Raw genomic sequence first — 22,163 nt, 5'->3', positions numbered from 1 at the left:
GGGTGGCCTCGGTCCCACCCGGGCGAGACCGCTGGGAAGGACCCATCCACGAACCCTTCGCCGAACCGGCACTGCCGGGGAGATGAGTGTCGATGAAGCACCGTTCTCTACCCGTGTCACTGACCGCCGCCGCCGCGAGCCTCGCGGTCGTCGCGGCCGCCGCCGCACCCGCCGCCGCGGACCCGCCGCCCGACCCCGGCAACGCCTTCGGCGTGCAGTCGGGCGCGTCCCTCGAGCCGACCGAGAAGGTCGCGCCGTCGCTCGCGAAGGCGACCGGCACGGTCACCGCGTTCGTCGAGCTCGACGCGCCGTCGGCGGTCGACCTCACGGCGCAGGGCGCGAGCCCCGACGAGGTCGAGGCCAACGCGCAGGAGGTCGCGCAGCTCGCGGACGACGTCGTCCCGCAGCAGGCGACCGCCCGCAGCGCGGGCGCGCGCAACCCGCAGCAGGTGTCGGTCACGAGCACGCTCGTCGCGGGCGTCGTCGTCACGGGCGACGCGGCCCGCGTGCGCGACCTCGCGCGCGACGCCTCGGTCCGCACGGTCTACCGGATCATCCCCAAGCAGCCCGCGAACAAGGGCACGGACGTGTTCACGCGCGCGCTCGAGACGTGGCAGAGCACCGGCCTCACCGGCGAGGGCGTGCGCATCGGCATCATCGACACCGGCGTCGACTACACCCACAAGGCGTTCGGCGGCCCCGGCACCCAGGAGGCGTTCGACGAGGCCTACGGCGACCGCGGCACCGGCCCGGTCCCCGAGGGCACGTACGACGAGCTGAAGTTCCTCGGCGGCCACGACTTCGCCGGCTACGACTACGACGCGAGCGGCACCGTCCCCGGCACGACCCTCGTCCCGACGCCCGACGAGAACCCCATCGACTCGCTCGACTCGGTCGGCTCGGGCCACGGCTCGCACGTGGCCGGCACGACGGCGGCGTACGGCGTCACCGCGGACGGCGAGACGTTCGACGGCGACTACTCGACGCTCACGGACATCTCCGACTGGCAGGTCGGCCCGGGCTCCGCGCCCGAGGCGGGCATCTACGCGCTCAAGGTGTTCGGCGACCTCGGCGGCTCGACGGGCGTCGTCGTCGACGCGCTCGAGTGGGCTGCCGACCCGAACGGCGACGGCGACCTCTCCGACCGCCTCGACATCGTCAACCTCTCCCTCGGCTCCGACGGCTCGCCCGCGGACGACCCGGAGAACCTCTTCATCGACCAGCTCTCGCGCCTGGGCACGCTGTCCGTCATCGCGTCGGGCAACGCGGGCGACGTGACCGACGTCGGCGGCTCGCCCGGCAACGCGCGCACCGCGCTGACCGTCGCGAACTCGGTCGGCGACACCCAGACGTTCGACGCGGTCCGCGTCGAGGCGCCGGAGTCCCTCGCCGGCACGTACCCGGCGCAGAACTCCCAGGCGTACGCGGGCACCGCGGACGTGACCGCCCCGGTCGCGTTCGTCGCGGACGACTTCTCCGGCTGCACCGCGTTCACGCCCGAGCAGGCCGCGGCCGTCGCGGGCAAGATCGCGTTCCTCTACTGGGACGACGACGACGCGACGCGCGCGTGCGGCAGCGCCGCGCGGTTCAACAACGCGGAGGCCGCGGGCGCCGTGGGCGTGCTGCTGTCCTCCGAGCTGTCGTCGTTCGTCGCGGGCATCGCCGGCAACCCCGGCATCCCCGGCGCGCAGCTCACGGGCCCGAGCCACGCGGCGCTGCGCCCCGCGATCGAGGCCGGCGAGGTCACGATGACCGTCGGCCCGTCGCTCGCGCTGTCGTCGTTCGTCTCGATCCCGGAGATCGGCGACACGCTCAACAGCGGCTCGTCGCGCGGCGTGCACGGCTCGCTCGGCGTCGCCAAGCCCGACGTCGCGGCGCCCGGCACCGGCATCGCGTCCGTCGCGTCCGGCCGCCTGGTCGGCGCGAGCATCAAGTCCGGCACCTCGATGGCCACCCCGCACGTCGCGGGCATCGCGGCCCTCGTCAAGCAGGCCCACCCGGGCTGGGCGCCGGCCGAGGTCAAGGCGTCGGTCATGAACACGGCGACGCACGACGTCTTCACCGGCCCCTCGGGCACGGGCACCGCGTACGGTCCCGAGCGCGTCGGCTCCGGCCGGGTCGACGCCGTCGACGCGGCCTCGAACACGACCCTCGCCTACGCGTCGCAGGACTCCGACCAGGTGTCCGTCGCGTTCGGCGTCGTGCCCGTGGGCGCGGACCCGGTGACGGTCCGCAAGACCGTGACGGTGCAGAACACCGGCGACACCCCGAAGACGTACTCGACCGGCTTCACGCAGTCGAGCACGGCCGGCGGCGCCACCGTCTCCGTCGCGCCCGCCTCGGTCACCGTCCCCGCCGGCCAGCGCACCGTCGTCACCGTGACCCTCACGGCGGACCCGGCGACGCTCGCCAAGGAGCTCGACCCGACGTCGTCGGCCGACTCCGGCGTCGGCGTGCCGCGCGACTTCGTGTCCTCGCTGAGCGGTCGCGTGGTCCTCACCCCGACGGACGGCGGCAGCGAGCTGCGCGTCCCCGTGCAGGCGTCGCCGCGGCTCGTGAGCGACCTGTCCGGCAAGCCCGTCGCCTTCCCGGGCACCGTGACGACCGCCGAGCTCGACCTCGACGGCCGCGGCGTCGACTCCGGCGGCTGGACGTCGATCGTCGCGCCGTTCGAGCTCAAGACGACGAGCCCCCGCCTCGAGGCGGACGCGGCGGTGGGCGCCTCGGCGTCGGCCATCGCGGCGGCCGACGTGCGCGCGGTCGGCTTCGCGTCCACGGCGCCGCAGGAGGCCGCGGCCGGGGGCGACCCCGCCGACGGCGTCATGGGCATCGGTGTCGCGATGGACGGGGAGTGGGCGAGCCTCGGCTCCGTCTCGATCCCCGCGGTCGAGGTCGACGTCGACTCCGACGGCTCGGCGGACTTCGAGGTCGCCGCGGTGAAGTACAACGCCGAGACCGACCTCACGCTCGCCGCCACATACACGCTCAAGGACTGGACGGCTCCCGACGGCACCGAGTACGAGGCGGGCGACAACGTCGACCTCCAGCCGGTCAACTCGGTGTGGGGCGACGTCGACACCTCGGTGTTCGACAACAACGTCGTCGTCATCCCGGTCGGCATCGGGTCGCTCGGCATCGAGGAAGGCGACGTGCCGACCTTCCAGGTCCTCACGTACTCGCCGTACTCGCAGGCCGCCGACCAGCTCGTCGACGCGAGCGAGACGTTCACGGCCGACCCGTACGACCCGGCCTACTGGTTCGGGGGCGAGGGCGAGCTCGTCTACGTCGGGGCCGACGACGCGCCGATCACCGTGCACCGCTCGGAGTCGGCGGTCGAGGCCGGCAGCGGGAAGCTCCTGCTGCTGCACCTGCACAACGCGACGCCGACCTCGCGCTGGCAGACCGTGGACGTCACGACGTCCGCCGTCGTCGACGCGACCGTCACGGCCGAGGCACGCTGCCTCGGCGGCAAGGCCCACGTCGCGGTGCGCGTGCTCAACGAGTCGGGCGCGACGGCCGACGTCGTCGTGGCCACGCCGTACGGCGAGAAGACGTTCCCGAACGTCAAGGACGGCAAGAACGCCTACCGGTCGTTCTCGTCGCGCGCCGCGTCGTTCGACGCGGGCTCGGTGACGGCCACGCTCACCGCCGAGATCGACGGCGAGGAGGTCACCACGACCTACGACGCCGACTACGAGGCGCTGAGCTGCTCGTGACGCCCGCCTCCTGAGCGCTCCTCGCGGACGCTCGAGCGACACCGCCCGACGGCGCCCGGTCCCACGGACCGGGCGCCGTCGGCGCGTCCGGGGCCGCGTCGTGGCCGCGGCCGCCGCGTGGGGATGCCGGCCGCCGCGCGGCAGCCCCGCCGCCCGCGTGGGCGCGGCCCGCTACGCTCGCGGGCGTGAGCGACTTCCCCTCCCCCGACACGTTCTTCGCCCTGCGCCCCGGCCCCGCCGTCGGCACGGGCGCGGCCGACGGCCCCGACTACACCCTGACGGTCCACGACCTGGGCGAGCTCGTCCTCCCCAGCGGGCGCCTGGAGGCGTCCGACCCGTTCACGCTGCTCGGGCACGGGCTCGTCGTGCCGGTCGAGCCGGGCCGGTACCCGGTGCGCGTCACCGTCGCCGACGTCTCCGACGAGCAGGACGGCTCCCACCTGCGGGAGGCGTACCTGAGCGTCGTGCTCGCCGAGGGCGAGGTCGCCGCCGTCGAGCCCGTGGTCCCGGAGGGCGCGGACGGCCCGCCGGAGGCGGGTGCCGCCTACGGCGTGCCGGTGGACGCCGGGACGGTCGCGTTCGCCGACGCCGACGCCGTCGCGCGCCTCATGCCGCAGGGCGACTGGTACGACGAGGTGTTCGACGACGGCACGGACACGAGCTGGTTCGCGCTCACGGACTCTCCCGACCACCTGCGCGAGGGGTCGGCGAACATCCTGCTCCCGGGTGCGCAGGACGGCGAGAACGTCGTGCTCTCGCACTCCGGGTGGGGCGACGGCTTCTACCCGCTCGTGCGGACCGTCGCCGCGGACGGCACGGTGCTCGGCCTGCACCTCGACCTGCTCGTCGCGCTCCCCGACGACGAGGACGACGACTAGAGCGGGCACTGCTCCCCATGGAACGGGTGGCCGGGGGCGGCTAGCGTTCCGGGGCAGGTGACGACGCACGACGACGGGAGACGACCCGATGGCCTGGTGGGAAGACGAGAAGCCGTCCGCGAGCCGGCTCGCGGACCAGCTCGCGGACTCGAGCCGTCCCACGCAGCCCGCCTCGCCGTACGCCGACGACCGCTCGGGCTCCTGGGCCGTGCTGCCCCTGTGGCTGCTCCTCGGTGCCGCGCTCACCGCCGGCGGGGTGGCCCTGCTGGTGTCGATGCGGTCCGCGACGGGGGTCTGTCTCGGGACGACGGTGCTCGCGCTGGGTCTGTTCTACCTCAGCCAGTACGGCGTCCTCGCCGGGTACGTGCTGCAGGTCGGCCGCCTGCGCCGCCGTCGCGTCGAGGCGGCGCTCGCGCACCAGCCGCCGCCTGCGCTGACCGACCACGACGTCCGGCAGTTCCACGTGCCGATTCGGCCCTCGTACGCCGGGTCGGCGTTCGTCGGGTTCCTCGACCCGGGCGACGCCCCGGCACCCGCCGGGCTGCGCGCCGCGCGGGTCGTGGGCGGCGTGTGCTCGGCCGTCTTCGTCGTGGGTCTCGTCGCGACGCTCGTCGTGGGCGCCGTCACCCGCGCCTGACCGACCGCCCGCGCGGCTCGCCGACCGCGCACGGGCGTGCGCACCGCTCGCTCGCCGCGCGCCCGTGCGCCGACGCTCCTAGCCTGGAGAGCGTTCCGTACCTCCCAGGACGGCAGGGGCACCTCATGACCGGGCACGGCACGCACCGGAGCAGCCTCTCCGGCCGCTTCTCCCACGACCCCGACCTCGACTTCGAGATCCGCACGGTCCTCGGCGGGGCGTTCAGCGGCGCCGCCGACGTCGGCGAGGTGCTCGCGGCCGTCGCCGACGTCGGCACGGACCACCGTGCGTGGTTCCGCGCCTGGGACGCGCTCGGGGACCGCCTGGCCGCGACCGGCGAGTCGTGCGCGGCGCGCGGGCACCGCGTCAGCGCCGCCTCCGCGTACCTGCGTGCGGCGACCTACCTCGGCGTCGCGGTGAACGCGGTGTCCGGGCTCGAGGACGACGCGCCGCTGCTGCCGACGTTCCGCAAGCACCGGGCGGCGTGGGACCGCTGGGTCGACCTCGTGGACCTCGACGTCGAGCGCTTCCCGATCCCCTACGAGGGCACGACGCTCCCGGGGTACTTCTTCCGCGCCCCGGGCGTGGACCCCGCGGCACGCGGACCCGTCGTCGTCGCGGTGAACGGCTCGGACGGCTCGCTGCCGGCGCTGTGGTCGGCCGTCGTGTCCGGGGCGGTGCGCCGCGGGTACCACGCGCTCGTGTTCGACGGCCCGGGCCAGCAGTCGGTGCTCTTCGAGCACGGGGTCCCGTTCCGTCCCGACTTCGAGGCGGTCCTCACGCCCGTGCTCGACGCGGTCGTCGCGCGGGCCGACGTCGACCCCGACCGCGTCGCGCTCTACGGGATCAGCCAGGCCGGCTACTGGGTCACGCGCGCGCTCGCGTTCGAGCACCGCCCGGCCGCGGCCGTCGTCGACCCGGGGGTGGTCGACGTGGCCACCTCGTGGGAGCGCGAGGTGCCGAAGAGCCTCCTCAAGCTCCTGGACAAGGGCGACGACCACGCGTTCGACCGCGACATGGCGCTCGGCCTGCGCCTGTCGAAGGGCGCTGCCCGCACATGGCGCTTCCGCGCGCGCCCGTACGGCATCGAGGGGTACGCCGCGACGCTGCGCGAGGTCCGCCGGTACGACGCCTCCGACGTCGCCGCGCAGGTCACGACGCCGCTGCTCGTCACGAGCCCGGAGGACGAGCAGTTCTGGCCCGGCCAGCCGGAGCGGCTGGCCGGGCTCGTCCCCGGCGCGACGCTCGTCACCTTCAGCGACGACGAGGGCGCGAGCGGGCACTGCGAGCCCCTCGGGCGGGCGCTCGTCGAGCAGCGCGTGCTCGACTGGCTCGACGAGCGCCTCGCCCGGTAGCGATCGCTCGTCAGACCCGGACGCCGAGGCCCTGCAGCTCGAGCACCAGGCCCTTGATGGCGGCGGCCGGGACCTGCCCGGACCCGTTCTCCACCACGCCCGCGACCGACGCCGGCACCTCCGGGTCCGAGCACAGCACGAGCGGCGTGTCGGCGGAGGAGTCGGGGAGCCGCCCGTGGGAGCCCTTCACGTACGACGCGTCGAGCGGCACGGTGCTCATCGCGTACCGCAGCCCCACCTTCTTCTTGACGAGGTTGAGGCCGGCCTTCGCCTTCGCGAGCCGGTCCGCCGGGTCGAAGAACAGCTCGGCGGGGTCGTAGCCAGGCTTGCGGTGGATGTCGACGCCGCGCGCGTACTCGGGCGCGCGGGCGTCGTCGAGCCAGAAGTAGTACGTGAACCACGCGCCGGGCTCCGCGACGACGACGAGGTCGCCCGACCGCTCGTGGTCGAGCCCGTACCGCGCCTGCGCCTCGCGGTCGAGCACCTCGTCGACGCCGGGGACGCCGCGCAGCAGGTCCGTGACGCGCCGTCGGAGCGCCGGGTCCTGCTGGTCGCCGAGGTACACGTGCGCGACCTGGTGGTCCGCGACCGCGAACGCGCGCGACGTCCACGGGTCGAGCTGCTCCTTGCCGTCCTGCACGTAGACCTCGAGGAGTCCCTCCCGGCGCAGGATGCGGTTGAGGTGCACGGGCCGGTCGGCGTCCGCGATCCCGTACTCGGAGACCACGAGGACGGTGACGCCCTGGTTCGCGGCGTCGTCGAGCAGCGGCGCGAGCGTCGCGTCGAGCTCGGCCGCGGCGGCGTCGGCCTGGGGCGACGTCGGCCCGAACCGCTGGAGGTCGTAGTCGAGGTGCGGGACGTACGCCATGGTCAGGTCCGGCGCGTGCGTGCGCAGCACGTGCCGCGTCGCGTCCACGATCCACCGCGACGACGTGATGTCCGCCGTCGGGCCCCAGTAGGTGAACAGCGGGAACTCGCCGAACCGGCCGACGAGGTCGTCGTGGAGCGCCGGCGGGCGCACGTAGGCGTCCGGGGACTTGCGGCCGTCCGCGTGGTAGACCGGGCGCGGGGTGACGGTGACGTCCGTCGTCATCCCCATCGCGTACCACCAGCAGACGTTCGCCGCCGAGTACTCGCCGCGCGCCCGGCGCGCGGCCTCCCAGAGCTTCTCGCCCTCGACGAGGCGGTTGTGCTGGCGCCACAGGTAGACGTCGCCGAGCTCGCGGAAGTACCAGCCGTTGCCCACGATCCCGTGCTCCGCCGGGCTGAGCCCGGTGAGCATCGTCGACTGGACGCTGCACGTCACGGCGGGGAGCACCGTCGCGAGCTCGGACTGCCAGCCGTTCGCGGCGAGCTGGCGCAGTCGCGGCATGTGCGCGAGCGCGGTCGAGGTGAGCCCGACGACGTCGAGCAGCAGCACGGGCTTCATGCGGTCCTCCTGGTCATGCCCGGGTCGGCCGCGGTGTCGTCCGCGGTCGGCCCCGAGGGCGGTTCGGTGTGCGCCGTCCCGGCGGCAGCGACGTCGTGCGCCGCGGCGAGGTGGGTCGTCGCCCAGCGCAGCTCGGCCGCGATGCCGGCGACGAGCGAGTCGGTGGCGGCCCCCTCGGGCAGCACCGCCCACGTGTACGTCTCGACGTCGAGGTGGGCCTCGTCGCCGTGCGGCGCCGCGCGGACGGCATCGACCGCCTCGCGCAGCACGTCGGTCGTCGCGGCGAGCGGCGCGGCGGGCTCGTGGTGCAGCGGCACGTGGAAGTGCACGCGCCACGGACCCTCCGCGGGCAGCGCGCCGCCCAGCGCGTCGGGCAGGTCGTCGGCGGCGAGCACGTCGCCCGTCGCGGTGAGCTCGCGCACCTGGTGGATGTACCGCTGCTCGGCGAACGCGCCGACGGCGGCGCGCGCCGCGTCGTCGGCCGGGTCCGCGACGTGCAGCGCGGCCGACGCCTGCACCTTGACGACCCGCAGTCCCGCGTCGGTGACGCGGCGCACCGTCGCGGCGGTGCCCGCGCGGCGGTCCGCGAAGGACACCGCGAGGTGGCACGTGTCGAGGCACACGCCGACGTGCTCGGGGTCGATGCGCCGGTCCGCCGGCACGTCCGGCCCCGTGCGCGCCGCGAGCCAGGCCACGACGTCGTCCACCGTGTCGAGCACGCAGCCCGGCTCGGGCTCGACCGCGACGCGCACGACCTTGCCCGTGCGCTCGCGCAGGTCGCGCAGGCCCTCCCCGAGCGCGGCGAACGCGCGCGTCGCGGCGTCGTCGTCGGCGTCGGTCCACGGCTCGCGCCACGCGAGCGGGAGCGTCGAGATCGACCCGGCGACGCCGTCGGGCAGGAGCTCGGCCAGCACCTCGGCGCACTCGAGCGTGTACGCGAGCCGCTCCGGGTCCGCCCACGTGGGCGTGTAGACGTCGAGCTTGACGACGTCGGCGTGGAAGCCGCCGTACGGGAACGCGTTGAGCGTGTGGACCTGGAGGCCGTGCTCGTCGAGCACGGACCGCAGGCGCACGCGGTCGTCGGGCGAGCCCGCGAGGCGGTGCGCGAGCACGGCCGGCATCCACAGCCCGACGCCCAGCACGTCCAGGCCCGCGGCCTCGCGCACGGGCGCGGCGTAGCGCACGAGCTGGTCGAGCACCCCGTCGAGGTGCTCGGCCGGGTGGACGTTGGTGCAGTACGACAGCAGCATGGTGGTGCCCTCCCGCGCTACGCCCGCGCGCCGCGCAGCACGGAGGAGCCCTCGAACTCCACGCCCGGGGTGGGGAGGTCCCCCTCGACGAAGCCGGGGACCGGGTCCAGCACGAGGTTGCCCGACTGCCCGTAGAACTCGACCGGGTTGCGCCACAGCACCTGGTCGACGTCGTCCGCGGTGAAGCCCGCGGCGAGCATCGCCTGCCCCGTCTTGAGCGTCTTGAGCGGGTCGGAGCGGCCCCAGTCGGCGGCGGAGTTCACGATCATGCGCTCGGTGCCGTGCTCCTGGAGGATCGCGACCATGCGGTCCTCGTCCATCTTCGTGTCCGGGTAGATCGAGAACCCGGCCCACGCGCCCGCGTCGAGCACGAGCGCGACGTTGGTCTCGTTGAGGTGGTCCACGAGCACGTGCTCGGGCGCGATCCCCGACTCGTGCACGACGTCGAGCGTGCGCCGCGTCCCCGACAGCTTGTCGCGGTGGGGGGTGTGCACGAGCACGGGCAGCGCCGCGTCGCGGGCCATCTGGAGCTGGCGCGAGAAGACCTCGTCCTCCTCCGGCGTCATCGAGTCGTACCCGACCTCCCCGACGGCGACGACGCCGTCCTTGAGCAGGTAGCGCGGGATCTCGTCGAGCACCTCGCGGCACCGCGCGTCGTTCGCCTCCTTGGGGTTGAGGGCGATCGTCGCGTGGTGCCGGATGCCGAACTGCGCGGCCCGGAACCGCTCCCAGCCCAGGAGCGCGTCGAAGTAGTCGAGGAACGACCCCACGTTCGTGCGCGGCTGGCCCAGCCAGAACGCCGGCTCGACGAGCGCGCGCACGCCCGCGGCGTACAGGGCCTCGTAGTCGTCCGTCGTGCGGCTGGTCATGTGGATGTGGGGGTCGAAGATGCGCATCAGGCGGTCCTCCCGGTGGTGACGTCAGGGGCGAGGCGGGCGACGTCGTCGGGCACGACGCGGCCCGCGGCGCGGCGCTCGGCGGCGAAGTCGCGCGCCATGCGGGCGAGCTCGTCGTCCGCGCGGTCGTCGAGGCCGGCGACGGCGTCGAGGCTCACGCCCATGAAGACGAGCTTGAGCACGGCGTGGCGCCACGCGTGCGGGTCGAGGTGCGCGGCCGCGAACGGCCCGACGGCCGCCGCGACGAGGCTCTGGTCGTTCGTGCGGAGCGCGTCCGCGGCGAGGTCCCGGCCCACCGCCACGACCGACGGCGCGGCGTCGTCCGCCAGCGCCCCGCGCTCCGTGAGGGCGTCGAGACCGCGCAGGACGCCCCGCCGCTCGGCGGTGTCGCCGTGCTGGTAGAGGTCCGCGAGCCGCGCCGCGAGGGCGGCGTCGCCGTCGGCCCCGCCGCGACCGGTGGCCTCGGCGAGCGCGACGACGAGGTCGGCGCGGGCGGCGTCGTCGACCGTCCCGTGCACGACCCCGGCGGGGTCGGTGTCCGGGCGGACGGGCGCGCGGCCCACCTGGCGGCCCGCGAGCGCGAACGCGCGCGTCACGACCGCGGGGTCCTGCACGACGGCGGCGCGCGCCTCGGCGAGCCAGCGCTCGCCCGGGGCGGTCCCGTCCGCCGTGCGGGCGTCGGGGCGGGGGGTCTCGGTCATGGCACCTCCTGGGGGTGGTGGGGGCGGTCGTCCCACGCGCGGTGCAGCGCTGTCATGCTGCGGTGCGCGAGGCCGGGGGCGTCGTACGAGTGGCGCGGCAGCTCGACCGCCGCGACGCCGGCGTACCCGACGTCGGCGAGCGTGCCGAGCACGAGCGGGAGGTCGATCTCGCCCTCGCCGAACGGGCGGTGCTCGTGGTGCGTGCGCGGCATGTCGTCGAGCTGCACGTTCGCGAGGTACGGGGCGGCCGCGCACAGCGCGCCCACGACGCCGTCGGGCTCGACGACGAGGCAGTGCCCGACGTCGACCGTGACGCCGAGGTCCGCGAGGTCGCCGCCGTCTCCCCCCAGCTCGTCGCGCAGCCGCAGGGCGTCGCCCACCGTCTCCACGAGCATCCCCGGCTCGGGCTCGAGCGAGAGCCGCACGCCGTGGTCGCGCGCGTGCTCGACGAGCGCGGGCAGGCGCTCGCGCAGGAGCGACCAGCCCTCGGCGGGGGCCACGTCGTCGGGCAGGACCCCGGAGAAGAAGGACACGCACTCCGCGTCGAGCACGGCGGCGACCTCGACCGCGCGCCGCAGGAACCGCAGCCGGGCGTCGGCGTCGGTGTCCACCAGCGTCGGGCGGTGCTTGCGGAACGGGTCGAGGAGGAACCGCGTGCCCGTCTCGACGACGACCCGCATCCCCGCGCCGTCGCGCGCAGCGGCGAGCCGCGCGCGCAGCGCCGCGGCCTCGTCCTCCCAGCCGTCCGCGAAGGGGTCGAGGTGCGGGAAGCCGAGCGTGAGCGCGACCGCGCCGTACCCCTCGTGCGCGAGCACGTCGAGCGCGACGTCGAGCGGGTGGTCGGTGAAGCCGTTGGTGCCGTACCCGAGCGTGAAGGGCATCCCGCCCCCGGGGGCGGCGTGCGCGGTCACGTCTCGCTCATCTCGGCGCGGCCCGGGGTCCGGCCCGCCCGGCGCAGGAGACGCCCGGCGACCTCCACGGCCGCGAGCACCCCGACCGACGCGAGGCTCCCCCCGCGCGCGGACCACGCCGCCTGCAGCGGGAGCATCGCGCGGATCCCGGCCTTGGTCGCGGCGAACGCGTTCTGCGCGGAGGGCGCTATCGCGGCGTCGACCTGCCGGGGCAGGCACGTCGCGACGTAGGCGCCCGCCGCCGCGGCCCCGGCGGCCGCCGTCGCGACGCGCACGCGGCGGCTCGCGCCGCCGTCGGCCCTGCGGGCTCGGCGCAGCGCACCGGCGCCGACGACCGCCCCGCCCACCGCGGTGGCCGTGGCCACGCCCGTCGCGAGGGACGACGTCGTGCCGTGCACCTCGCCGCGCGACAGGTACGTGACGCCCGCGGTGTGCACGGCCATCCCCGCCGCGGCGGGCAGCGCGGCGCGCAGGTGCCCGACGCCGGCCCCGAGCAGGACGTCGAGCCCGCGGCACGCGGCCATCACGAGAGGACCGGCCGCGCGCTCCTTGGCGACCGTGTCGTACGTCCACACGCTCGCGGCGAGCGGGACGGCGACGGCGAGGGCGCGCGCTCCCCCGCCCGCGGCGGCGAGCCCGACGCCCGCCGCCGTGAGACCGACGGCGACCTGGAGGGCACGCCGCTCCGTCACGCGGCCCGACGGGATCGGCCGCTCGGGCCGCTCGACCGCGTCGAGGTGCCGGTCCGCGTAGTCGTTGAGCGCCATGCCGCCCGCGTACAGGCACGCCGACGCGACCGGCAGGAGCGCGCGGCGTGGCGTGAGCGCGTGCCCGGCCGCCGCGGCGCCCGCGAGCGTGTCACCGACCACCGAGAGGACCGCGGGGGCGCGGACCAGGTCCAGGTGGTCGTGGAGGGAGCCCGTCACGACCGGTCGGTCGCGGCGGTCGCGTCGCCGCCCACCCGGGCGGTCGCCTCGCGGACCCAGTCGGACAGCGCGACGGTCTGCGCGGCGAAGTCGTGCACGCCGCTGCCCCAGGGGTCCTTGAAGAAGAACCCGAGCTCCGGGACGGGGCCCGCGTACCCGGCCGCGTCCGCGAGCGCGAGCAGGCGCGCCAGGTCGAGCACGAGCGGCGCGGCGAGCATCGAGTCGTACGCCGACCACGTGGTCTGCAGCGTGAGCCGCGAGCCGAGGAAGCCCTCGACGTGGACGTGGTCCCACGCGACCTTGATGTCCCCGAGGTCGGGCACGTTGTCGATGTGCAGCGGCGTGACGTCGCTGCCCGTGAGGTCCTGGAGCCCGCGCGACTTGGACACGAGCTTGCTCTGCACCGCCTGCGGGTCGGCGAGCGTGGCGCCGTCCCCGCCGCCGAGCAGGTTGGCCCCCGCCCAGGACAGGACGCGCAGCCCGCGGGCCCCGAACGCCGGGGCGAGGATCGTGCGCAGCCACGTCTGGCCGGTCTTGCCGTCCTGGCCCGCGACGGGCACGCCGCGCTCCTCTGCGAGCTCGAGCAGCACCGGGAGGTGCATGCTGGCCGACGGCGTGAACTCGGCGAACGGGGCGCCCGCGAGGAGCGCGGCGTAGGCGGTGACGGAGCTCGGCGGGAGCACCGCACGCTCCGGGTCCGCGAGCGCCTCGCGCAGCAGGTCGCGGTCGGAGAGCTCGGGCGCGGGCTCGGGCAGCGGCTCGGTCGACACGAGGTCGACGACGACGACTCGGGCGAGGCCGTGGCGCTCGCGGAAGTCCACGATGTCCGCCGCGAGGCGCTCCGCGGCGGCCTGCTGCGACTCGCGCGCGCTGCCCTCGGCGGGGTGGGCGGAGTAGCCGGGACGCACCTCGGCGTCGGCCCGCTCGAGCGCGGCGTGCGCGGCGGTGAGCAGGCGCGGCGCGATCATCCCGGCCTCGACGAGCAGCTCGGCGCGCTTGACCATCGACACGTCGGAGATGTCGTGGCCGCCGACGACGAGGTCGCCGAACGCGGGCAGCGGGGCGGAGGCGAAGGGCTCGCCCGCGGTGACGCACCCGGTCGGCTCCGCGCGCCCGTCGGCGATCACCGCGAGGCCGAGGGCGGCGGTGGTGGCGACCGAGCCGCGGGCGCCGACGAGCCAGAGCCCGGTGCGCGCGTCCGGGGCGGGGCGGTCCGACGATCCGTCAGGGGCGAAGTGGTGCATCGTTGCTCCCGTTCCGACGGCGGACGCCGCGGCGCCGCCGATCACGACGACGATGGCGTCCCTGCCACCGTCGGACCGCACGCCCCGGGAGAGGGTCGCTCTGCTCGCTCTCCGACCCGGTGGCGCTCGGTCTGCTGCGACCCTAACCACACTTTTGTCGGTGGTCAATCAAAAGCGTGGCCACTTTCGCGACCTCGGATGCTTGCAACATGCAAAAGCGCGCAGGCGAAGCCGACCTGGCGGTCGGTATCACGATACCGACCGCCGGGTCGTGCTCCGTCACCAGGCGGAGGGCGTGAAGTCCAGCTGGTCGTCCACCACGGCCACGACGGACCACACGTTCCCGGCCGCGTCGGACAGCTCGTACGCGGGCAGCAGCACCGCGGCGCCGTCGGGCTGGTGCTGCACCGCCAGGCCGAGGCGGGCGTCCGTGATCGTCACGTCCGTGACGGGCCAGGAGAACCGCGCCCCCTCCCCGACCGTCGGCGGGACCGTCGGGGCCTCGGGCTCGGGCGCGGTCTCGGGGACGGCCTGCACGTCCGCCCGGGCCCACGCGATCATGCCGCCCCCGCCGAACCGCGGGTCGCCGAGCCGCTCGACCGCCTCGGCAGGGCTCACCACGTCGTACGCGCCGATCGGGACGCGCGGCGCCAGGGTCCCGTAGAGCGACGCGAGCCCGGCGCCCGAGTACGTCGCGCTCCACTGCGTGCCGGTGCGCTGGCCGTCGACCACCTCGGCCGCCGTCACCGTCGTCGCGCGCGGGGCGCCCTCGTCCACGGGCTGCTCCTCCGCCGCGATCTCGTAGCCGTCCGGGTCGAGACCGAGGGAGCCCAGCACCTCGCGCAGCCGGTCACCGGCCTCGGCGCCGCTCGGCGGGGCGCCGTGGTCGGCCTCCTCGCACGCGCCCGGCTCGGCCGACGGGCTCACCCCGTCCGCGCCCTCGGCGGGCATCGGCGTCACGACGACGCAGCCCCACGGGTCCTTGGCCGGGTCGTTGAAGCTCACGCTCGCGAGGCCGTCCGGCTGGAGCGAGACCGTGGGACCCGTCCAGTCGGCCGAGCCGACGGCGTACGAGCCGTACTCCTCGCGCACCTCGCCCGTGACCCCGAGGACCACGGCGACGCGGCGCGCCGTCTCCTGCGAGAACACGCCCGCCGCGTCGTAGGCCCAGGCGTCCGCGCGCGCGCCGTCGGACGACAGCCCGTCGGCGCGGAAGACGGTGCGGCCGCCCCACCCGCCGGGGTAGGCCATGTCGGCGGTGGCGCGGGAGCTCCCGACGGAGCCCTCCTCGGTCGCGACACCGCCCGCGAACACCTCCGTCCCCGCCGGCATGTCCGCCGCCGCGGGCGCGTCCGCGCCGCCGAGGCGGATCGGCGCGAGCGCCGTGCTCTCCGCGGCGGAGTCGCCCGCCGAGCCCCAGTCGCCGGCGCCGAGCGCGTACCCGCCCGTCCCGATGACGAGCGCGCCCACCACGGCAGCCGCCACCTGGAGCGGCGCCCGACGGCGCAGCCGGCGCGCGCGGCGCTCGGCCAGCTCGTCGACGAGCGCGGCCGTCGGGCCGTCCGCCCCGGCGAGGCCGGACGCGTCCGGGAGCGCCGCGGAAGCCGGGCCCGCGCCCGGGCCGGCCGTCGCAGGGCGGGCGAACGCCTCGGGGACGCGGTCGCGCACCGCGGCCTCCAGGGCCGTGGCGTCGGGGGTCGCGTCCGCGGCCGGGTCGGCCGCGCGCAGGCGCTCGAGGTCGGCGTCGTCGGGCTGCTCGGGGGTTCGGGTGGTCATGTCGCCCTCCAGGTACCGCAGGGGCCGTACCGCGCAGGCGCGGCCGGTCGGGTCTACCCGTGATGTGTGCTCAGGCGCCGGTCTCTTGCGCGAGCGCCGCCTGCTCCGCCCACGCCGCCCGCAGACGGGCACGAGCCCGGGAGAGGGCCGCGTCCGCGCCCCCGCGCGACGTGCCGAGGACGGCGGCGAGCTCCGCTCCGCCGAGCCCCTCCCACGCGTGCAGGAGGAGGATGCGCCGGTCGCGGTCGGACAGCGCGCCGAGCGCGCGGCGCACCTCGTCGTCCTGGACGACGACGTGCTCGACGTCGGCCCCGTCGTCCGGGCGCTCGGGCACCGCCGCCACGGGCAGCGCGCGCGCCTTGCGCCGGTGGTTGGCGAGGAGGAACCCCGCCGTGCGGTACAGCCACGGCAGCTCGGCGCCGTCGGGCACGTCGTCGCGACGCCGCCACGCGGTCGCGAGGACCTCCGCCGTCAGGTCGTCGGCGTCGGGGGCGACGCCCCCGACGGCGCTCGGCAGGCGGCGGCGGAAGTAGCGGTAGAGCGGCGTCGCGTGCGCGGCGAAGAGCGCGGCGAACCAGGCCTCGTCGTGGACGGCGGCCTCGGTGGTCTCGGCACTGCCCTCGTCGGTCGTCACTGCGGCTCCTCGTCGGCGGGGCGGGCTGTCAACCGCTCTGTGTGCCGGGGCGCGCGTTCCTTGCACGCCCCGCGGTTCACCCGAACCTCACCCGCGACGGCACCGATCCTGCCATCCCCGGCACCTACGCTGAGAGGCATGACGACGACGGAGCGGGACGCCCCGCCGCGCCACCCCCGCCGTCGGCGGAGCCGGGCGGCGTGGCTCGGCTGGGGCCTCATCCTGCTCGCGGTCGCGCTCGTCGTGTGCGTCGGGCTCCTCGCGCGGGACGCGCTCGCCGCGCGCGACGCCCTGACGCGCGCGCTCGACGAGGTCCCCGCCGCCGAGGAGGCGCTGCGGGCGGGCGACGTCGCGGCCGCCGACGCCGCGCTCGAGCGGGTCCAGCCCCTCACCGCCTCCGCACGCGCGCACACCGACGGACCGCTGTGGTCGCTCGCGGCGCACCTGCCGGTCTACGGGCAGGACGTGCGGGCCTTCTCCGTGGCCGCCGCGACGGCCGACGACCTCGCCGCCGTCGTGCTGCCGTCGCTCACGCAGACGCTCGGCAGCGTCGAGGGCGACGGGCTCGCGCTCACGGGCGAGGGCGTCGACCTCGCGCCGCTCGTCGCGGCCGCCCCGACGGTCGCGCGCGCCGCCGACGCGTACGACGCGATCGACGCGCGCCTCGCGACCGTCGACCGCGACGCGCTGCACGCGGAGGTCGCCGACCCGTACGCGGCGCTCGTCGCGCGCACGGACGACCTGCGCCCCGTGGTCCGCACCGCCGACCGGCTCACGGCGCTCGCGCCCGCGATGCTCGGTGCCGACGGCCCGCGCCGCTACCTCGTGCTCGCGCTGAACAACGCCGAGCTGCGCGCCGGCGGCGGGATTCCCGGCGCGCTCGCGGTGATCTCGGCGGACCAGGGCACGGTGACGCTGGAGCGGCAGGCCTCGACGGTCGGCTTCCCGTCGTTCGACGAGCCGGTGCTGCCCCTCGACCCCGGGGTCGAGCAGCTCTTCTCGGACCGCGTGGGCCGCTACCTCCAGGACACCCCGCTGACGCCGGACTTCCCCACGACCGCGGCGCTCGCGTCGACGATGTGGGAGCGCGCGCAGGGCGAGCAGGTCGACGGCGTGATCGCGACCGACCCCGTCGCGCTCTCCTACCTGCTCGAGGCCACAGGCCCGGTGACCGTCCCGGTCGACGGCGGCGCGGTCGACCTCGACGCGGGCAACGTCGTGCAGACCCTCCTCTCCGACGCGTACGCCGACCTCGAGCCCGGCGAGCAGACGGACACCTTCTTCGCGGCGGTCGCGGCCCGGGTCCTGGAGGAGTTCCTCGCGGGCGGGGCCGACCCGGCCGTCGCGCGGGACGCGCTCGTGCGCGGCGCGGACGAGCACCGCGTGCTGCTGTGGTCGGCGCACGAGGCGGAGCAGGAGCGTCTCGCGGGCACGGTCGTGGCGGGCGACATCGACACCGCCGACCAGGCCGCGGGCTCGGTCGGCGTGTTCCTCAACGACGGCACCGGCGGCAAGATGGGCGTCTACCTCGGCAGCGACGTGCGGCTCGCGGGCAGCACGTGCACGGCCGCGGGCCGCGTGGACACCTTCGAGGTCGACCTCGCGTCGTCCGCCCCGGCCGACGCCGCGACGAGCCTGCCCTGGTACGTCACCGGCGGCGGCACGGCGGGCGTCGAGCCGGGCGTCACGCGCACGTTCGTCGTCCTCTACCCGCCGCGCGACGGGCAGGTGTCGGGCCTGCGCAGCGACGACGCCCCGCTCCCGGCGCAGCCCGCGGACGTCGCGGGCCGCGGCGCGCTGTCCGCGATGGTCGACCTCGCGCCCGGACAGTCGACGACCCTGTCGTTCACGACGACGACGCCGCGGGACGCGGGGACCGCCGCCGCGACCTCGCTCGACGTGTGGAGCACGCCCACGACCACCCAGCCGGGCCTGCGCACGGTGGACGTCGCGCCCTGCGGCTGAGCCGCGTCAGGTCACGTCACGGCGCGGTCACGATCCCGCGCACCGACTTTTTTTCACCCTGGACAAGCGTCCAACTCGGGCGCCCGCCTCGCTAGCCTGGCAGGACGGAAACACCTCGCGCGCGTGTGGCACCTGCACGTATCAGGGACCTCGGGGCACGGCTCCCTCTCCACGAACAGCCTTTCCCGCCCACGGACAGGAATCACCATGAACACGTCGGGAGGACGCCGCGCCGGGAGCCGCGCGCTGGCCGTCACCGCTACAGCCGCGACGGTGGTGCTGCTCGCCGCACCGGTCGCGGGAGCCGCCGAGGACGACACGTACGTGCCGGAGCCGACGATCGAGCTCACCACGCTGACCCCCGTCTGCGACGGGGACGTCCCGTACCTCGAGTACGCCATCGCCGTCACCGGCACGGACAACGACACCGCGACGATCACGTGGCTCAACCCGGGCGGCGAGAACGTCGTCCAGTCCGGCCTCCCCCTGCAGGGCCGCGTCCTGTGGCCCGGCGCCGTCGTCGGGGCGGACGGCCGCGGCGCCGACTGGCCCGGCTGGAGCCTCGTGGACGGCCAGTGGGTCGAGGGCGACGAGTTCGACTGGGTGCGCCCCAGCGTCCAGGTGCTCTTCCAGGTCAACCCCGAGACGGTCGTCAGCGTGGACTACCCGCCGTCGTCCCCGAGCTGTGCGACGAACCCGCCCGGGCAGGGGAACCCGACGACGACCACGACGGCCTCCCAGGTCTCGCGCACCGTCGCGACCGGCTCGTCGTCCTCGTCGCTCGCGACCACGGGCGCGACCGTGGGCCTGTACGCCGCCGTCGCCGCGGGGCTCGCCGCCGTGGGCGCCGCGGTCGTGCTGCTGGCGCGCCGCACGCGCAAGAGCTGACCCGGCCGCCGGCACGGCCGGGCGCACGACGACGGCCTCGCACCCTCCCGGGAGCGAGGCCGTCGTGGTGCCCGGGGGCAGGCCGCCGTCAGGCGGACGCCCAGCCCCCCGCGGCGAGGCGCGACTCGAGACCCTCGAACGCCCAGCGGTCGACGACGAGCACCGCACCGCCCGGGGCGTCGGGCACGTACCACTGGAGCTGCTCGACGGTCCGCACCTCGGCCCCCGCGGCGTCGACGCACGAGAGCGTCCAGCGCGCGAGCGTCGCGGGCGTGCCGGCGACCTCGACGTCCGACTCCGCGGGGTCGCCGACCGCGCGGGCCGCGAGCGCGTCCGTGCCCGGGCACGTCGCGCCGTCGGGCAGGAGCGCCGCCGCGGGGTCGATGCCGTCGAGCGCGGCGCCGGTCAGCACCTCGAAGCTCGGGCACGCGGCGTCCTCGGGGCACCCGCCCGCCCGGACCTGCGTGACGCCGTCGGCCGGCTGGAGCACCGACCAGTAGTCGGCGCCGGGGAGCTGGAGGGGGCCGACGGGCACCTTGCCCGCGTCGGCGTGGTCGCCGTGCGAGCCGTGGTCCTCGGCCTGGGCGGGTCCCGAGCCGCCGTCGACGGCCGCCCCGGCGTCGGCGGAGCCGCTCGTGCAGCCCGCGAGGAGCGCGGCGCCGAGCAGGGCCGTCAGGGCCACGGGCAGGGCGGAGGCCACGGAGGGCGGGAGGGGACGGGAGGTGCGGGGTCGGGTCGTTCGGTAACGCACGGGCACGCTGACCGCCTTTCACGGTCGGAGGAGCCCCGCAACCCACTGGGGAGGGCTGCGGAGGTCCTCGTCGGCCCCTTCACGCTAACGAGCGCGAGGGTTGGTCGAGATGCGGGAGAACCACACGATGGCGGCCCGCGGGTACGGGTTTCCCCGTACCCGCGGGCCGCCCCGGCGGTCCCGCGTCAGGAGGTCCGGCAGGTCGTCAGCACGCGCCGAGGGCCTGCCACGGGCCGTACTGCTCCGCGCCCGGGACGTTGTTCTGCGTCCACCACTTCGCGCGGTAGGACTGGCCCTGGTAGGAGACCGTCGCGCCCCCGGTGTAGGCGACCGTCGCGGACCACGCCGGCGCGGTGCACGTGCCCGGCGTCGTGGGCGGCGTGGTCGGGGGGTTCGTGGGCGGCGTCGTCGGCGGGGTCGTCGGGGTGGTCCCGCCGCACGCGCCCGTCGCCTCCCAGGGGCCGCCCGCGCTCGGCCGGTCGCCCTGGGTCCACCACTTCGCGCGGTAGTTCTTGCCCTCGAACGACGCCGTCGCCCCGCCCGTGTAGACCGTCGCGGCCGACCACGCGGCCACGCAGGCCGTCGGGTTGGTCGGGGGGTTCGTCGGCGGGTTGGTCGGCGGGTTGGTCGGCGGGTTGGTCGGCGGGTTGGTCGGCGGGTTGGTCGGCGGGTTCGTCGGGCCGCTCGTGCCGTCGACGGGACCGGCGGGCAGCGTGCGGACCTTGTCCGTGAAGCCGCCGAGCAGCGTGCCGTCGTGGTTGCCGGACAGGTCCCACCACATGGCGCCTCCCAGGTTCAGCCGGTCGATGTACTCGGCCTTGGCCGCCACCGACCGAGCGTTGTCGTAGCTCCACCACTGGTCGCCGTCGTACCGCCAGGCGGAGACGGTCGTCGGGTCGTAGTAGTCCTGGCCCCGCGTGCGGAGCTTGTCGTAGTCCTCGTTGCCCGCCTCCCACGTGCCGGGGGCCGCCCCGTTCGCGGCCGACCACGGCTGCGACGACGTGACGCCCTTCCAGCCACGGCCGTACATGGCGAGACCGAGGCCGAGCCGGCTCGGGGCGACGCCGGCGCGGAGGTACTCCTGCACGGCCTTGTCCGCGCTGAACTGGCGGCTCGCGGCGCGCGGGTCGGCCGGGTCGTCGTAGAGGTTGCCCTGGTGGCCGGCCAGCGCCGGGTCCCAGGCACCGTGGAGGTCGTAGCCCTGCACGTTGCCGTAGTCGAGGGACTGGAAGATGCGCGGATCGTTCCAGCCGCCCGCCGCGATGTCGGCCGGGTTGGCGGGCAGGAACGCCGAGAGCAGGTAGTGCTTGCCGGTCTGCGCGCCGTACGCGTCGAGCTGCTTGCGGAACTCGGCGAGCAGGAGCCGGAAGTTCTCGCGGTCGTTCACGGGGTCGACGGAGTTGCCGACCTCACCGTTGTTCGAGCCCGGCCACTCCCAGTCGATGTCGATGCCGTCGAACACGCCGGCGGCCGCACCCGGCCCGCCCCGGCCGTCGATCACGGGCAGGTTGCCCTTGATGTAGAGGTCGATGCACGACGACACGAGCTTCTCGCGGGACGCCTGCGTCGCCGCCGCGCGGGAGAAGTTCTTCGACCAGGTCCAGCCGCCGATCGAGATGAGCGCGCGCAGCTGCGGGTTCTTCGCCTTGAGCTGCTTGAGCTGGTTGAACGAGCCCGCGAGCGGCTGGTCCCACGCGTCGGCGACGCCGCCGACGGAGTTCGCGGCCGTGTAGCCCATACCGAAGTCGGCCCACGCGTCGCCTGCGCCGTCGGAGCCGTTCGGCCCCGTGCCCTGCGCCTTGTTCGCGATGAAGCACGTGAGGTTCTGGTGATGGATGTTGCCGAACGAGTAGTTGATGTGGGTGAGGTCCGCGGCCGCGCCGGAGTCCTGCACCTTCTTGAGCGGGAAGGCGCGGCCGTACACGCCCCACTGGGTGAAGTAGCCGACGTTGCGGTAGCCGTTGACGTCGCTGTCGCCGGGGTTGCCGACCGCCGTCGTGGCGGTCGGCGCCGCCTGCGCCGGCGCGACGCCCGCGAGGAGGCCGCCGACGAGGGCGGCCGCCGTCGCGAGCGCCGCGAGGCGCACGCCGCGCCGCCGGGCCGGGCGCGGTGGTCGGGTGGAGAGGGACACGTCCATGGGTCCTGCCTCGTGCTCGTGCGGGGAGCTGCGACGGCGTCGTGCTCGGGGCCGCCCTGCCCTCAGGTC

17 protein-coding genes are annotated in these 22,163 nt (G+C 75.8%); 6 read left to right on the top strand and 11 right to left on the bottom strand.

Going from position 1 to position 22,163, the window contains the following annotated elements:
* The first annotated feature begins 113 nt into the window (after positions 1–113).
* The 4 genes from ACZ4MO_RS18075 to ACZ4MO_RS18060 all read left to right on the top strand — a co-directional run bounded on the left by ACZ4MO_RS18075 (position 114) and on the right by ACZ4MO_RS18060 (position 6,586).
* Complete coding sequence (locus ACZ4MO_RS18075; protein WP_186810507.1) at positions 114–3,716, top strand: S8 family serine peptidase; 3,603 nt, start codon at positions 114–116, stop codon at positions 3,714–3,716.
* A gap of 185 nt (positions 3,717–3,901) precedes the next feature.
* A complete protein-coding gene (locus ACZ4MO_RS18070) occupies positions 3,902–4,594 on the top strand; it encodes a DUF4241 domain-containing protein (RefSeq protein ID WP_175009998.1) in 693 nt (230 codons plus the stop codon).
* Between the two features lie 88 nt (positions 4,595–4,682).
* A complete protein-coding gene (locus ACZ4MO_RS18065) occupies positions 4,683–5,231 on the top strand; it encodes a hypothetical protein (protein WP_175009999.1) in 549 nt (182 codons plus the stop codon).
* Between the two features lie 125 nt (positions 5,232–5,356).
* Positions 5,357–6,586 (top strand): alpha/beta hydrolase, encoded by a 1,230-nt coding sequence (locus ACZ4MO_RS18060; protein ID WP_175010000.1) that lies wholly within the window; start codon positions 5,357–5,359, stop codon positions 6,584–6,586.
* A gap of 10 nt (positions 6,587–6,596) precedes the next feature.
* Here ACZ4MO_RS18060 and ACZ4MO_RS18055 read toward each other — a convergent pair whose 3' ends face one another.
* From ACZ4MO_RS18055 to ACZ4MO_RS18015, 9 genes are all read right to left on the bottom strand, one after another.
* Entirely contained in the window at positions 6,597–8,015 is a 1,419-nt protein-coding gene (locus ACZ4MO_RS18055) for an alkaline phosphatase family protein (protein WP_175010001.1), read from the bottom strand.
* Complete coding sequence (gene eboE / locus ACZ4MO_RS18050; RefSeq protein WP_186810508.1) at positions 8,012–9,265, bottom strand: metabolite traffic protein EboE; 1,254 nt, start codon at positions 9,263–9,265, stop codon at positions 8,012–8,014. The genes ACZ4MO_RS18055 and eboE overlap by 4 nt, the downstream gene beginning before the upstream one ends.
* 17 nt (positions 9,266–9,282) lie before the next feature.
* Positions 9,283–10,161, bottom strand: a complete 879-nt coding sequence (locus ACZ4MO_RS18045) for a TatD family hydrolase (protein WP_175010002.1) — start codon at positions 10,159–10,161, stop codon at positions 9,283–9,285.
* The gene (locus ACZ4MO_RS18040) at positions 10,161–10,862 is read right to left on the bottom strand and encodes an EboA domain-containing protein (RefSeq protein ID WP_209828573.1); all 702 of its coding nucleotides are present in this window, start codon (positions 10,860–10,862) and stop codon (positions 10,161–10,163) included. The genes ACZ4MO_RS18045 and ACZ4MO_RS18040 overlap by 1 nt, the downstream gene beginning before the upstream one ends.
* The gene (locus tag ACZ4MO_RS18035; RefSeq protein ID WP_255437386.1) at positions 10,859–11,773 is read right to left on the bottom strand and encodes a sugar phosphate isomerase/epimerase family protein; all 915 of its coding nucleotides are present in this window, start codon (positions 11,771–11,773) and stop codon (positions 10,859–10,861) included. Before ACZ4MO_RS18035 ends, ACZ4MO_RS18040 begins: the two co-directional genes overlap by 4 nt.
* On the bottom strand, positions 11,770–12,699 hold the full coding sequence (locus tag ACZ4MO_RS18030) for an SCO3242 family prenyltransferase (protein ID WP_209828575.1): 930 nt from the start codon (positions 12,697–12,699) through the stop codon (positions 11,770–11,772). Before ACZ4MO_RS18030 ends, ACZ4MO_RS18035 begins: the two co-directional genes overlap by 4 nt.
* Complete coding sequence (locus ACZ4MO_RS18025; protein ID WP_175010003.1) at positions 12,696–13,943, bottom strand: inositol-3-phosphate synthase; 1,248 nt, start codon at positions 13,941–13,943, stop codon at positions 12,696–12,698. Before ACZ4MO_RS18025 ends, ACZ4MO_RS18030 begins: the two co-directional genes overlap by 4 nt.
* Before the next feature lie 279 nt (positions 13,944–14,222).
* Positions 14,223–15,719 (bottom strand): hypothetical protein, encoded by a 1,497-nt coding sequence (locus ACZ4MO_RS18020; RefSeq protein ID WP_175010004.1) that lies wholly within the window; start codon positions 15,717–15,719, stop codon positions 14,223–14,225.
* Between the two features lie 70 nt (positions 15,720–15,789).
* Positions 15,790–16,353, bottom strand: coding sequence for a sigma-70 family RNA polymerase sigma factor (locus tag ACZ4MO_RS18015; protein ID WP_175010005.1), 564 nt, complete (start codon positions 16,351–16,353; stop codon positions 15,790–15,792).
* 138 nt (positions 16,354–16,491) lie between these two features.
* Here ACZ4MO_RS18015 and ACZ4MO_RS18010 point away from each other — a divergent pair, with 138 nt between their 5' ends.
* Positions 16,492–18,318, top strand: a complete 1,827-nt coding sequence (locus ACZ4MO_RS18010; RefSeq protein WP_175010006.1) for a DUF4012 domain-containing protein — start codon at positions 16,492–16,494, stop codon at positions 18,316–18,318.
* 207 nt (positions 18,319–18,525) lie between these two features.
* Positions 18,526–19,206: a peptidase gene (locus ACZ4MO_RS18005; RefSeq protein ID WP_175010007.1), complete on the top strand. Its 681-nt coding sequence runs from the start codon at positions 18,526–18,528 to the stop codon at positions 19,204–19,206.
* An 88-nt stretch (positions 19,207–19,294) separates the two neighbouring features.
* Here ACZ4MO_RS18005 and ACZ4MO_RS18000 read toward each other — a convergent pair whose 3' ends face one another.
* Together ACZ4MO_RS18000 and ACZ4MO_RS17995 are read right to left on the bottom strand one after the other, a co-directional pair.
* Entirely contained in the window at positions 19,295–19,906 is a 612-nt protein-coding gene (locus tag ACZ4MO_RS18000) for a hypothetical protein (protein ID WP_175010008.1), read from the bottom strand.
* A gap of 256 nt (positions 19,907–20,162) precedes the next feature.
* Entirely contained in the window at positions 20,163–22,094 is a 1,932-nt protein-coding gene (locus ACZ4MO_RS17995; RefSeq protein WP_175010009.1) for a glycosyl hydrolase family 18 protein, read from the bottom strand.
* Positions 22,095–22,163 lie beyond the last annotated feature (69 nt).

Source organism: Sphaerisporangium cinnabarinum (genome assembly GCF_055567015.1).
The sequence above is the reverse complement of the archived record's forward strand: the minus strand, read 5'-3'. Positions and strand labels throughout refer to the sequence as shown.